Annotated in this window: 12 protein-coding genes; 1 reads left to right on the top strand and 11 read right to left on the bottom strand. The window is 44.9% G+C overall.

From position 1 onward, the window contains the following. Positions 1 to 8: 8 nt before the first annotated feature. Positions 9 to 461, top strand: a complete 453-nt coding sequence (locus R7Q47_RS07045; protein ID WP_005373369.1) for an Lrp/AsnC family transcriptional regulator — start codon at positions 9 to 11, stop codon at positions 459 to 461. Between the two features lie 54 nt (positions 462 to 515). Here the strand turns inward: R7Q47_RS07045 and tssG are convergent, their stop codons facing one another. From tssG to R7Q47_RS06990, 11 genes are all read right to left on the bottom strand, one after another. Continuing rightward, positions 516 to 1,514, bottom strand: coding sequence for a type VI secretion system baseplate subunit TssG (tssG, locus tag R7Q47_RS07040; protein WP_005373373.1), 999 nt, complete (start codon positions 1,512 to 1,514; stop codon positions 516 to 518). Continuing rightward, positions 1,511 to 3,259, bottom strand: coding sequence for a type VI secretion system baseplate subunit TssF (gene tssF, locus R7Q47_RS07035; RefSeq protein ID WP_017633756.1), 1,749 nt, complete (start codon positions 3,257 to 3,259; stop codon positions 1,511 to 1,513). The genes tssG and tssF overlap by 4 nt, the downstream gene beginning before the upstream one ends. 10 nt (positions 3,260 to 3,269) lie before the next feature. Further along, complete coding sequence (tssE, locus tag R7Q47_RS07030; protein ID WP_005373376.1) at positions 3,270 to 3,680, bottom strand: type VI secretion system baseplate subunit TssE; 411 nt, start codon at positions 3,678 to 3,680, stop codon at positions 3,270 to 3,272. Between the two features lie 61 nt (positions 3,681 to 3,741). After that, positions 3,742 to 5,217: a type VI secretion system contractile sheath large subunit gene (gene tssC / locus R7Q47_RS07025; RefSeq protein WP_005373378.1), complete on the bottom strand. Its 1,476-nt coding sequence runs from the start codon at positions 5,215 to 5,217 to the stop codon at positions 3,742 to 3,744. An 8-nt stretch (positions 5,218 to 5,225) separates the two neighbouring features. After that, complete coding sequence (tssB, locus tag R7Q47_RS07020; protein WP_005373381.1) at positions 5,226 to 5,732, bottom strand: type VI secretion system contractile sheath small subunit; 507 nt, start codon at positions 5,730 to 5,732, stop codon at positions 5,226 to 5,228. A gap of 26 nt (positions 5,733 to 5,758) precedes the next feature. Then, a complete protein-coding gene (gene tssA / locus R7Q47_RS07015; protein ID WP_248486440.1) occupies positions 5,759 to 7,333 on the bottom strand; it encodes a type VI secretion system protein TssA in 1,575 nt (524 codons plus the stop codon). Continuing rightward, positions 7,320 to 9,320, bottom strand: coding sequence for a serine/threonine protein kinase (locus R7Q47_RS07010; RefSeq protein WP_318088792.1), 2,001 nt, complete (start codon positions 9,318 to 9,320; stop codon positions 7,320 to 7,322). The genes tssA and R7Q47_RS07010 overlap by 14 nt, the downstream gene beginning before the upstream one ends. Positions 9,321 to 9,557: 237 nt before the next feature. Beyond that, positions 9,558 to 10,502: a hypothetical protein gene (locus R7Q47_RS07005; RefSeq protein WP_248486444.1), complete on the bottom strand. Its 945-nt coding sequence runs from the start codon at positions 10,500 to 10,502 to the stop codon at positions 9,558 to 9,560. Then, positions 10,495 to 11,487, bottom strand: coding sequence for a DUF2169 domain-containing protein (locus R7Q47_RS07000; protein WP_248486445.1), 993 nt, complete (start codon positions 11,485 to 11,487; stop codon positions 10,495 to 10,497). The genes R7Q47_RS07005 and R7Q47_RS07000 overlap by 8 nt, the downstream gene beginning before the upstream one ends. Beyond that, a complete protein-coding gene (locus tag R7Q47_RS06995; RefSeq protein ID WP_248486447.1) occupies positions 11,468 to 12,787 on the bottom strand; it encodes a hypothetical protein in 1,320 nt (439 codons plus the stop codon). Before R7Q47_RS06995 ends, R7Q47_RS07000 begins: the two co-directional genes overlap by 20 nt. Before the next feature lie 111 nt (positions 12,788 to 12,898). Then, positions 12,899 to 13,381: a hypothetical protein gene (locus tag R7Q47_RS06990; RefSeq protein ID WP_064376245.1), complete on the bottom strand. Its 483-nt coding sequence runs from the start codon at positions 13,379 to 13,381 to the stop codon at positions 12,899 to 12,901. Position 13,382: the final 1 nt, after the last annotated feature.

Below are 13,382 nucleotides of genomic sequence, written 5' to 3'. Positions count from 1 at the left end.
CAGAACACATGATTTCAAACATGACTTTACAAGGTTTAGATAAATTGGATCGAAAAATACTTTCAAGTCTATTGTCGAATGGGCGAGAGTCGATTGCGAATCTATCCCGAAACATTGGTTTGTCTCGAACAGCAGTAGCAGAAAGAATTAATCGTTTAGAAAAGACCGGTATTATCAAAGGCTATACCGCACAGATTCGTGTAGAAAATGAAGGGCGAAAAGCCGCTAGTTATCTACTGATCTCATGTGAAAAGGGTAAGAAGAATGATGTAACGAATGCACTTAAAGAAATTCCTGAGGTTCGCTTAACGAGCGTTGTTGGTGGCAACTTTGATATTATTGCCCTAATTGAAGCGCCCGACCTGCAGTCTATTCATCATCTTTGTAATGAAATTGAATCATTTAACGGCATTCAAAGGCTTGATACTACCGTTGTACTGCATCAGCCGATCAGTCGTTAAGCTTTTCTGACCTCTTTGAGGAAAACATAAAGGGCCGCTCGTTGAGCGGCTTTCTTATATGCTTCCGATAAGTCGAATTTTGGCGTCTTTATCACCTGGGTTGCCAAGCCAGAACGTTTGACCTAGTTGGTTCCCTTCTCCATTACCCAGTTTGTTTTCTGGAATACTGTCGAGGTTAACTGTCAACTTTAGGTCCCACGACATTGGGTCACGCAGAATAAAGCGCATCAAGCCCACCAGCGTCTTATGTAACTCACCATCGTAGGAAAACTGCTTAAACGTTTCAAAATCAATGTTGTCGATACACAAGTTAAACTTGCCGTTCAAATCCGCAATGCTTTGTCCCAAGTGTAAGCTTTGCCCCAATACACAATTGGAACGATTGAGTTTGTTACGCTGGCTTTCAGCGATTTCTACGCGTCTATAAACCCATTCTTCGATTCGCACATTCGGCAGTGAAAAGTAGTGCGAAACAATACCGGAAATAAGCTTGGGTGAGCGTGTACGCGTAGATAACTGGTTCACGTAAGACAGAACTTTCGCTCGATCTAACTCCGCTACTTCACAATCTTGCATAACGCTAGAAAGACCAGCCAAATGCAGTATGCGCCCAGAAAAAGCATCGCTTGCCCCGCTTTTGTACTGCACGTGATATCGGTATTTCTTCCAAACACGATACAGTAAGCTTGTATAGCGGTTGTGGAAAAAGTCGAAGAAATCCTTCACTGGGTTATCATCGGGATCACGACCGACGAGTTTCTCAGTGTAAGACGCAGGCAGGGGCGAGCTTGAACCATGCAAGCCAAGAAAGTTCGTCTCAATACGTGAATATTGCTGTCCGTTTCTTTCCATATGAGTAATAAAATCCATATCACTCTTTGGAAAGCACAAGTTTGGCGACACGCTGAACTCAATTCGCTCTTGATGGAAGTATTTGTTCTCGCCCACGGCAACAAAATTTGAGTTTGGCTCCAGCTGGTAGTGTTTCTCTAACAGCAACACCGCTTGGTAGAAACTAAACTCATTCGACTTATCAGAAAGTGTGTTAATCATAGTATCGTCTGCTGCCCGATTAGGCTTGCCCAGTTATAAACCTCGCCCGTCGCTTCATCGAACACCTCTAGTTCGGTAAAGGAGTTCACACTCGAATACAAACGGATAAATTCATTCAATACCGTGGCCATAAGGAACATATCGCCTTCATTTACGAAGAACTTAGAGTCCGTCACGAGCTTGAATTGGTTACCACGCACAGATACACCACGAAATACGCGATCGATTGGTTTCATCTCTGAAGAAATAATGCCATCAAGTCGATGAATCGACGCGCGGTGGGCTTGTCTATCGACTCGAGAGTGGAAGTCGTAAGTCGAGAGCAACACTTTCAACACATCGATATTGGCCAAAGACAAGTAGTTGAGCGACATGTTGGCAATCAACTGCCATTGAAGTTCACCATTAACCTGAGGACTTACTGACTGTGTTGGCTTAGTAATGTTTTTAAACGTCGCATACGTTGGCGATTTGTGCGTCGCGTAAGTGATGTCTCCTACTGACAGGCGCTCCGCTAAGTCCGCGTTACTGCATTGCAGTTTCATCAATACTGTTTCAGTCCCTAAATCCGCAATGTCGCCATTGTGAGTATGGAATGAGATATAGCGCTCTAACCCTCTTCCACTTACTCGCTCGCCCACTTTGGATTTGTAGAACTCTCGCTTATCACGCTGGTTGATTTGGTGCTCAAACGATTCAAATTCAATCAGTGGTTTTCGGCGACGCTCGTCTTTACTCCAGCTCTCCACTTGCTCAATGGAATAAACCTCGTAATGCTCCTGAGTGTTACTTTGTGGACGCACCTTGTACTCGTTTCGTCGATGCTCTAAACGGATTGGATCGCCGTCTTTTTCAAACAAGTTAACCGCAGGTGTGCAGTGCAACCTTAAGTGTTTATCTTTAAGCACCACTTCTGAAGGCAAAGCACGCTTAAAGTGGAATTTGATTTTGACCGTGCTGCGTTGCGGAATGCCTTTTAGCCACTCTAAGCCTTTAATGTCGAAGAACATGAACTTATCTGGCAAAGAGAAGAATTCTTGCAGCAAACGGTAGCCTGCAAAGGAGTTTTTGCTGTAAGGCAGCAGCGCCTCGTCCTCTTCATGCCCGACTGGCTTAACGTACTCTGGCCCTAAACGATGTTTGTAGCCACCACCAACATCCAACTCGACGTAATCTAGATAACGGAACAGCCATAAGAAGACAGTGCGAGTAATATGAATCTCACCATGCAGGTGCAAACGCAACGTATCTAAACCGATACGAGACAGCTCAAGGCCATGCTCCGTCGATAACGTCACATCAATCATCGAGCTGGTGCGGCTGTTAGTTTGTTCAATGTTAGTAATCGTAATTGGGTATAGATTGACGTCATAACAAGTACGGAACAAACACTGCGTGCCTTCTACCTGCTCGCTGGCCATTTCCGCACCACGTTTCACCACGGTTTTCTCAGTAACACTTCCGGTATGCGGTTTTAGTTCGCTAATACACAAAGACGGAATCGAACGCATGTAATGTGGCCACAGCAAAGTCATCAGAGATTGCGTTAGCTCAGGAAGTTCATCGTCAATCTTTTCGCGGATGCGTCCGGTCAAAAAAGCAAAACCCTCCAGCAATCGTTCGACATCTGGATCAAAAGTTCCTTCAGAGAGAAAGTGAGTTAACTTCGGATGATATTTGGCAAACTCACTACCCGACTCGCGTAAATACGTGAGTTCATCTTGAAAGTATTTACTGTTACTCAAGTGGCACCTACTAAACGTTAAATTGGCCGTCGGTTCCCATGTAGACATCGATCGACATTGGGACTTTACCGCCGTTATGGGAAACTTCGCCGCGAATACCAAAGCCGAGTTGTAATGGATTATGGTGGTCTTCACGGTAATGAACCTCGACATTCAGCAGTCGGGGCTCAAAGCGTTCTATGGTTGACGTGATGTTTTTTTGAATATGGCGAACGAGGTTTGTGTTGTTAGAAAGTACGTCGTTAAAATCTGGCAGACCATACTCATTGTCGATCATTGCGTTGCCGGAGTGCGTATTCAACAAGTCAGCAAGATGCGAGTGAATGGATTCAATCAAATGCTTATGAGACACCACTTTCTCGTAGCAGTTTTTTGGTTCTCCTAGCTCGATCCGCTCTAAAAGACGGTAACCTTTTTCCATGTGCGGTCCTACGAAAAAAGCAGCCAGTCTTCACTGGCTGCTTGATGGTTTCAGTAATGGGTTATTGGTCTAGCTTACCAACTAGAGACAAGTCGAAGCTTGCGCCCATGTACTTGAAGTGAGGACGTACAGACATCGATACTTTGTACCAGCCTGGATCGCCTTCTACGTCAGATACTTCAACCTTCGCAGCACGAAGCGGACGGCGACCACGAACTTCCGCTGGCGGGTTCTCTTGGTCAGAAACGTATTGACGAATCCACTTGTTCAGTTCGATTTCTAGGTCAGAACGCTCTTTCCAAGAACCAATTTGCTCACGCTGTAGCACTTTGATGTAGTGCGCTAAACGGTTGATAATGAACATGTAAGGAAGCTGAGTACCTAACTTGTAGTTCATCTCAGCTTGTTTGCCTTCCGGCGTATTCGCAAACACTTTTGGTTTTTGAACAGAGTTTGCAGAGAAGAACGCCGCGTTGTCAGAACCTTTACGCATGGTTAGCGCAATGAAGCCTTCTTCCGCTAGCTCGTACTCACGACGGTCAGAAACCAGGATCTCGGTTGGGATCTTAGTCTCGATTTGACCCATAGCTTCAAAGTTGTAAACCGGTAGATCTTGTACAGTACCACCGCTTTGAGGACCAATAATGTTCGGACACCAACGGTACTTAGCAAATGATTCACTGATCTTAGACGCCATCGCGTACGCTGAGTTACCCCATAGGTAATTATCATGGCTGTCTGTCACTTGCTCATCGTAGTCAAACGCCTTGATTGGGTTATCTTCAACAGAGTAAGGCGTACGTAGCATAAAGCGAGACGTACATAGACCTAGGTAACGTGCATCTTCGTGCTCACGCAGACCACGCCATTTCGCGTACTGTGGACCTTCAAATACAGACTTCAGATCTTTTAGGTTTGGCAGCTCTTCGTAGCTGTCTAGGCCAAAGAATTTAGCCGATGCAGACGTGATGAATGGTGCGTGAGACATTGCACCTACGTTCGCCATGTATTCCATCAGTTTGATGTCAGGCGACGAGGCAGACATAGCGTAATCACAAATGACGGCGCCAACAGGTTTACCACCGAACTGGCCGTATTCACGTGTGTAGATCTGCTTGTACAGGCCAGACTTCACCACCTCTGGCGCGTCTTCGAAGTCATCAAGAACTTCGTCTTTCTTCGCAGAGATCAGTTCGATTTGAATGTTCTCGCGGAAGTCAGTGTGATCAACCAGGTACTTAAGGCCACGCCACGTTGATTCAATCGCTTGAACTTCTTCGTTGTGAAGAATTGCATCAACTTGCTTAGACAATTTTTGGTCGATTTCAGAGATCATCAGATCAACCAGAGATTGGTCGACTTTCTCTGTGTTCGAACTGCTTAGTAGCTCACTGATGAATGCTTCTACGCCGCGTTTTGCAACGTCAAAACCTTCATCACTTGGCTTTAAACGTGTTTCGTTAAGAATGCTATCCAGAAGTGAGCCTGATTCAACTAAGGCTGCTTCTTGTTCTGGCGCTTGTGCTTCTGCAGACATGATATCCCTTACTCTTCTTTCGCGTCTTGGTCGTTGCCAATGCTTAGTTCATCCAACAGTTTCTTTCTCGCTTCTTCATCTTGAAGAACCGATGCGATCTTCTTACGGAACGCAGGCACGTTTCCTAGAGGACCTTTAAGTGCAACCAAGGCTTCGCGAAGCTCAAGTAGGCTGTTTAGTTCAGGTACACTTTTCGCGATCGCTTCAGGAGAGAAGTCCTTCATGTTTTGGAAGGTCAGATCAACACCAATCTGGCCGCCTTCTTCATCAGAAAGACGGTTTTCAACGTTGACTTTAACGTTTGGAGACATGCCCTCTAGCACTTCGTTAAAGTTGTCTTTGTCGATGTTAATTGGAGTACGTTCTTCAATTGGTGTCTCATCTGCACGCGCAGTAAAGTCGCCAACTACCATCATGCTTAGCGGCAGCTCTACGTCTTCTTGCGTATCGCCAGTTGCTGGAACATAACGGATATTAATTCGCTCTTTAGGAGCCACCGAGCCGTCACGTGACATAATTCGTTCCTTATCTAACTCTTTAATTAGTCGTAAATTGCTTTCCACTCTTCATACTTCTCAGGTAGAAGATCCTTGCTTCCAAATAACCGATGGAGTGTTTTTCGAATTAGGTCTTCTAACTGTGACGATAAGTGGGGTTCCCAGCTCGCGAGATTAAACGCTTTTTGTACTTCCCACCCCTTCTCAAGATACGGCAAACACAACGGGTATAATCCAACAGACTGGTAAGCTGCTATCAATTGTAAATACAGCATGAACTGCCCACGTCCCGAGCTATCCAGCTCAAGTTTTCGGGCAAGCTCTGCGGCACATTCCCCTAGATTTTCTAGAGTGATATCCTCCATTGGCAGCGAGTCTTCCTGCGAAATCACAACCGTTTGAACAACGGGTTGAGAAATCGAAGAAGTAGTATCTTGAGTCGATAACCAGCTCAAGGTCGCTTCATCTGCAAATGGTATAGAATTCTTAAATGAGAGGTGCTCGATGCCCTCTAGCGAGTCAACAAAACGCGTCACTTCTTGTTTCACAGCAAGCGCTGCATCATCAAAACCCAAGTTATTAAGCATCGAATACACGAAGTAATGGCCCGTCAGCCAAAACGGCGCATCCGTTAATGTGCGCTCCAAACGCTTAATGGTGTCGATGTCGCTTTCTTGGTCAGCTTTATCTCGGTATTCCGCTTGTTGATCGGACGACACTGCCAAGCTCAAAGGCGTTTGATTGTTTTGGTGGTCGGGTAGACCATCAATGTCATCCCAAGTCAGATGACGATAAATCCGGTAAGCCAGCGGATCACTTGGGTTCGCATGAAGCATGACTTCTGCAACCTTCTTCAAGGTGCGCTTAGAAGCCGTCGGCGAAGAGAAGTCCGTATCGACATCGACTTCTTTTGCTACCGCTTTCTTAACTGGCGCAGGTTTAGGGGCCGGCGGAACCGCCTTCACCGGCGCGGTTTGCACTTCATTCTGCGCTGGCGTTTCTTCGACAGCAGGCTGCGTAGCTGGTGCAGGCGCCGCTTGTTCGACGTTAACGACTGCTTCATCGCTCTGCTCATCAGCCGCAGCTTGTTGAGATAAGACATTGAGTTGAGTGCGAATCTCAAAGAAATCCGCTTCTGAGTCTTGGTAAACCTCGTCGTACTGGCGCTGCACTTCTTCAATAGTCGAAATGCAGTTTGATACCAAATCCCATGACTGAGCACTTTCCGCTAACTTGCTGCTGACCAGTTTAAACTGATGGTTCAACCATTCGACCGCGCCATCTCGACCCCGCTTTCGGGAAGGATACAATTCAACGCCAAAGCGACTTAACGCCTCACTAAGCAGCTTTAGACCTTGTTCAAAGCCTTGCAGACCAAACTCTTCTGTTAGCGCGCGAACGAGGTAACAAATGGCTTTTAAGTCTTTACTGTGGTGCTCTAGAACTTCAGTCGCGTGCGTTTTTACCACGCTCCAATCTACTGTTTCGCCAAACAAGGAACCGAATTTCTTCACTTCGGACTCCATCATTTCATAGCAAAACTCGTAACGGGCATCGTTTCCCACTGGAGATTCATCAGAAATAGGATTAAGCAGACGATCGATATCAATGTTGGACAAAATTCACGTCTCCTTCAGTCAAGTAATCTCTCAACGCACGCGCTACCGCAATTGCGCCATTTGCTGGCTTAGATAATCGATGGCTCTGCTCAATTGCATCCGACGCCATGCTATCTAGAATTTTCGTGATTTCTGTAAATTTACTTGGTGCATTCCGTTCTAAATCGGCAAGGGATTCATGTAGCTTTTGTCTGTCGTAAACGGATTGCTCCATCACGGTGCTAAACAAAATAAATTCGCTTCTTGCGACGATTAAATCCTTTATTTTTTTGTCTAGTTCTGGCGTATTACCGAAGTAGGCTTTGGCTAATTCAGCTTCTTCAATTGCTTTGGTGTAAAAGTGCGCCTCTGCATGTTTATCGATGGAGTCATTAATATTTTCCATCACAGCCTTTGGTAAGATTTGGTTGTAGAAATAGGCTTGTGACTGGTTTAATAACCATGCCTCTTTCATTTCATTTTCTGCGAGCTTAGCTTCACCATCTAAAATTAAGCGAGCAATCTGCTTATCTCGACTGCCAGCTATGGCAGATACTTTCATGGAATCGATAGACGCGACATTTAATCCAGACATCACTTTAGTCAACGCCTCATCCGCATATGGAAACAGGGCACCGTCACGAACAAGGGTTTCTCGCAAGGTGACAAGCTCCTTACGTAATTCGACTAATGCCATTGGTAAGCCATCCGCTAACGATTGATACGACGTTAACTGAGCCTGTTTTTCTTCATATAAATTCGAGAGGCTTAACTGCTGAGCTTGATATGCTGTTCGATAAGCTTCTGTCACATCAATACTCTGAGTAGCTTGAGACAATTCTTCTTTGATTTCCCATGGAGGCTGAGCTAAAAAAGAAGCCGTTTCAGAGGGCGTAATAACGTGAGTTACAGTAGTGACACCTCGGGAAAAAATGGCATCCAATTGATCTTTATTCTGTTGATATAAATAACTTCCTGCTGTTGCCAGCACACTCAGCACTAAGCTCGCCTCTAATATTTTAAAGCGACCGTACGCCGTTTTATCATTTGGCTTACAGTGTGTAAGCAGCAAATCCGCGTTACGCAAGCTACTGAAAATTGGTGCGTTAGAATTTGAGCTAATTGATTGCGTATCGATTCGCGCTAACTGTTGAGCAAAAGAAATAGCGGTATAGCCATGCCCTCTTGGTTTGTTGATGACTTCTTTCAGCAATTTCCAAATATGAACCGGGATCAAAGCCGGACGCTTTCGGTCTTTTAACTGCTTATTCCAAGCATCACCAAATATTGAGCCTAAAAATAGATGTCCAGCGAGCAAAGCGAGAGAGTAAACATCATCTTGCGGTTCCGCGATGCCAGTTTCTATATAAAGAGGGGAAGCGTAGCTCAAGCTTGCCTCTGCGTATGGTTCTGTCTCTCCAATGTAACGAGCAGCGCCGAAATCAATGAGCTTAACGTAATCGCCTTCACTCACTAATACGTTAGATGGTTTAATATCAAGATGGCAGATACCTCTTGTATGCATAAACTCTAGAGCGCCAGCGAGTTGATACACCAACCAAGCGATGTGGTCGTGGCGGAAGCCTTTAGAAGAATGACGCTCCATTTTTTCTGCCAGTGATTCACCTTGGATCCACTCGTACATCAAATATGGGCGTTCGAATTCGTTGCCGATTTTTACAAAGTTAGCCACGCTAGGGTGTTGAGAAAGCTCCAGCCTGCTCGCTTCGTTAATCAACATTTTGCTCGCAAATTCTGGCGAGTCATCATTGATAACTTTGCAACAGATTTGCTTCTCTGGCTGCCCTTTTTTTGCAAGATGGTAAACCGTTGTCTTACCATTTTTAGAAGGAAGCTTGTCTAATACATCAAACTGTGAAAAAAGCACGTACTCAAGCTTCGGCTTATTTTTTTCTGCTAGCCTTTGCTCATTCAGTTTCTTTTTCTCAATAGCTTTAACAACCAACTGATCGATATATCCTTTGGCTGTACTCTGATTATTAGACACTTAGTACTCTTTCATAGAATAAATATTATTAGAGTTGAATAATATTTTCTTGAACGTACTTGTATCAAGGTTGGTATTTAAAACAAACAGTAAGCCTATTATTTTAGTTATTATTACTAACTTATTAGACCTTTTTACTTACGCTTTCACTGCATGAGTTATACGCTTTTTCGTGTTACAAACTTCAACCTAATAATATGAGTATATTTTCATTGCCATTTGATCGATGAGTGCCCACTAACATTGCAGTAATTGGAGAACTCCTTTGTCACCATGAAAGTCGAACATTAACAACGTAGTTGGTTGCTTAAAGTGGTGCTCTCTGACCGCAAAGGCAATTAAAGCGAGAGAAGAACAACTGCCCATTGTGCCCCACAACTCATTGATAAGCTGCGGTTGTTCTGGGTTCGTGAATCGTTCTGCTTTAGCCCCCAGAGCAAAGCCGTAATCTTCCGAATGCATGCGCAGGTTCGTCATATCGGAATACACTTCACCAAATAAATCGAGCTTTTTACTCGCACGTTGAACAAGTCGAAACATGCCTCTTCGGTCTGAAGTGTTTAATTCCGTATCAATGTAGCCAAGCTGCGCTTGAGGCTTAAGTTTCAATGTTTCTACGGTATTTCTTCGACAAAGAATTAAACCCGCCCCACCCTCACTCGGAATAACGCCCCATGGATTATTGGTACTCATTACCATCGCATCGTCGATGAGTGTTTGCATCGAACTCACCAAGGAATCGACACTGATACACATCATAGCATCATATTTATCCAATGATTTCATGGCCTGGAGAACGAAACTAGGCCCACTGGCATGAACAGCATTCACCACAGAGAGAAATTCAGCATAGTTACTTTCACCAAGCCATTCTTGCACCTTTACTCGTGAAACAGACGCAGGCACCGCTATAAGCAAAGGTATTGGTCTCAATGAACGTGGTAACTGTGCTAACAATGAATCAAGCAACTGGGTGATTAACTCACACGTTTTCTCAAACTGCTCACTTTCTTTGGTGTATTCGATTTTGGCGTAAGTAAAACGCTCGATACCATCATCCCCTACACATTGGTCGAATCTTCCTAAGTCAGCATACGAAACTGCACTAGCAATATCTAAATTCATACCGGTTGGCGTCATCACTTCCATCCCTAGCACGTAACGGCCTGTTGAATTATGCATGCTCGCTTACCTCTTCCAACTTAGTGATGGATGTCGACACCAACAAATGTTCCTTGCCCTGACAAGGAAACGCAGCGGTGTAACTGATTGATATAGTTTTCTTTTCCGTATCAACGAATAAGGTGTACATCGCCATATCAGCTTGATAACTTTGATCTTTGAACGTCGCGATCGCACGGTATTTTTCTTTAGGAATTCGAAATGAAAGCGTGTCATCATGACAAAAGCCACTCATCATCAAACGCTCCCCCCCACGAAGGAAGCCTTTGCACTGTTGATCAATAGGCGCGCTTTGGAAGAACCGCTTATCAAAATCGAGTGGCAACATTGGCTTGCGATTCTCAATCCAATCGTCATCGAACGTGCCGGCCAGCTTCTGGCGCGACTCAAAGAACGGAGGCACTGGCCCGAACCCCGCAACGCGTAGTTTTTTCGCGGCGGCAATCCAGTCCTCTCGGGGATAAAAAATCGAGGGTACTTTCTGTTCAAGCAATTCTTTGTTGGAGTCGGCAACCCCACCACCTATTCGGTTACGTAAATCACCGCCTACCGCGCAAGTGTAATCAATGTCTCTTTCAATAAATGGGACTGGATTGCTCAGCGTGATACTGCCAGCATGCTCAACCCATACACGTTCCCCGTAAATAGCGAGAGTCTTATCAATATGACCATCAATCAGCACACGACACTCTTGGTATGTCACTGGCTTTTTCGCGTAGCTGCGCGCTTTGCCGTAAACAAGTACATCTGTGTTTTCTTTGGTATACGCGAACTCGTGGTCAACTTTCATCGCAGAGAAGCCTTCTTCGCCCAAATATTGGGGATCATCGAAGATTTCACTTTCACCTAATTCGTGCCAAACCACACCATCGAATTGCCATGTGCGTTTGGCGACCACAACCCACACTTCATCGCCGTTTTCGTCACGTTGAAAACGACCTTTAAGTGATAGCTCAGGGTGCGCCTCAATATCCCATAACTGCATTGCTATTCCTTAAGTTGAATCGTTCGCTCGCAGAAGGTGCGGCCTTTAAATTGTTAAAGTTCCAGTCTTGTTGATGAATCGGCATTGCCATATCCCAAGGCACGTAGGCTCTGGATTGAATACAGATTTGGCGCCATAGCCAGTCGCGGAACAGCACATCAACGTTAGAATCTTGCATCGCAGCTAACGTAGACTCGAAGCTCAATGCGTAACCCAAGCGGCTTGGTAGATTTTGGATATATTTTTCATCTTCCACCCACTCATTGAGCAGATCGACGATCTCTTCCCATTCATACTCGACACCAACATCTTGCGGAGTCAGAGGAAGAAGCTTTCCGTAGACGACATACAAGGCATGAAGCCAAATTTCACCTTCAGCTTCCTCCAGACTTTCCAAGTGCTCGATGATTTGGGGCACCAGTTTCCAATCACCACTCAGCGCAAAATCAACAGGTGCTAATGAAGAAGAGATATCAAACGCCTCAAACTCTTTTAACTCAAGCAACTTGGCGTAAGTGAGCACTTGCGCTGATGGTAATCTATTTGGTTCGATGCCAAAGCACTGACGGAACCAAGTGCCTCTGTCACGTTTGGTAATCAAACGTTCAAATAGATATTGTTCGCTGCCTGCATTGTCATTGAGCCAATCAATCCCCTCTTTCACGTCTTGTAAAGCGAGCAGTGGCAAAGCAACATGAGAGCTAATGATACTGGCTTTGTACCAGCGCTTGGTGAGAGAAGCACTTAATGTTTGACGTACACGTAAGCATTCAAAGTAAAACGCACCGGATGTCGCATTACCTTCAATAAGCTCCGAAAGCGTGCTATCCATAGATTCAACCGGAGATTGTACGGCAATGACCATTGCGGTTTTAGCGTCAATATCTTCGAGTAAACTCAATCCGCACAAAAGGTTATCCAACTCTGAGCCCAACTCGCCCTGCAGCATCAGCCAGCTGTAGATTTCAGGCTCTTGGCCTCTTAATTGATGAATCAAGCCCGGTGCTAATCGATAAAACGACAAGTAGACCTGCTTGAGCTCTTCAATTTGACGTTCAATAAGTTTGAGATACTCCAACTCACGACTTGGATAACCCCTTTTGTGAATTTGAACTCGCTGCCTGATTAAAAACCCGATACTTTCAGAAGCAATGGACAGCTTTTCATTACAGAAATCCAGCCATGTTACTGGCAACTGGGAAAGGTCATTCACAGCGCGATCAGCTTTTGCTAACGCGCCTTCGACTTCTTGATTGGTTATGGGTGCCTTTAGGTGCTCGACACCGATTCTTTGTCGCATCTAGTTATCCGTTATTAGCGTGCCATAACGCGATTGCAATTAGTTAATACAAAGTAATTAGCTAACTCGGCGTGACTTGTTAATACAAAACCATTAGCTAACGCGAGGTAATTAGTTAATTGCGATCGTTCCGCCTTGAATTTTTTGTGCTTTTTCTGCTTGAGAAGTGACGTACTTCGCTTTAGTGGTAATTCGTCCATCGCGCCCGCTATAGCGAGTTTCTGTCTCACCACTTTTGACTACCAACTCTTGTTCTGTCTCGATAACCATCTTCTTCGCTCGCAATACAAACTCGTCAGAGTCATCCAGAATGGAGAAGAAAATGTCCGTCACAAGAGGCAAGCTTAAGTCGTCGTTCAAAAATTCAACTCGACAACTTAATCGATTATCGATAGCCATTTGCAGTTCAGAACGACGAAAGCCACGTCCCAGTCTCGCAGTGAGTGGCTGCTTAAATGGGTTACCATCAAAATCAACTCGCACACTGCCCGTAGACTCATTGATAGCCACTATTATTCCAAAACGCGAAAAGCAAGCCGTTGATTCGGCTTGCTGCTCTGATATTACTTCTGTTGTAAGAGGTTGTTTTTCCATT

This window comes from Vibrio sp. Vb0349 (assembly GCF_033338975.1).
Note: the sequence above shows the minus strand (reverse complement) of the source record. Positions and strands in the feature narration are given on the sequence as shown.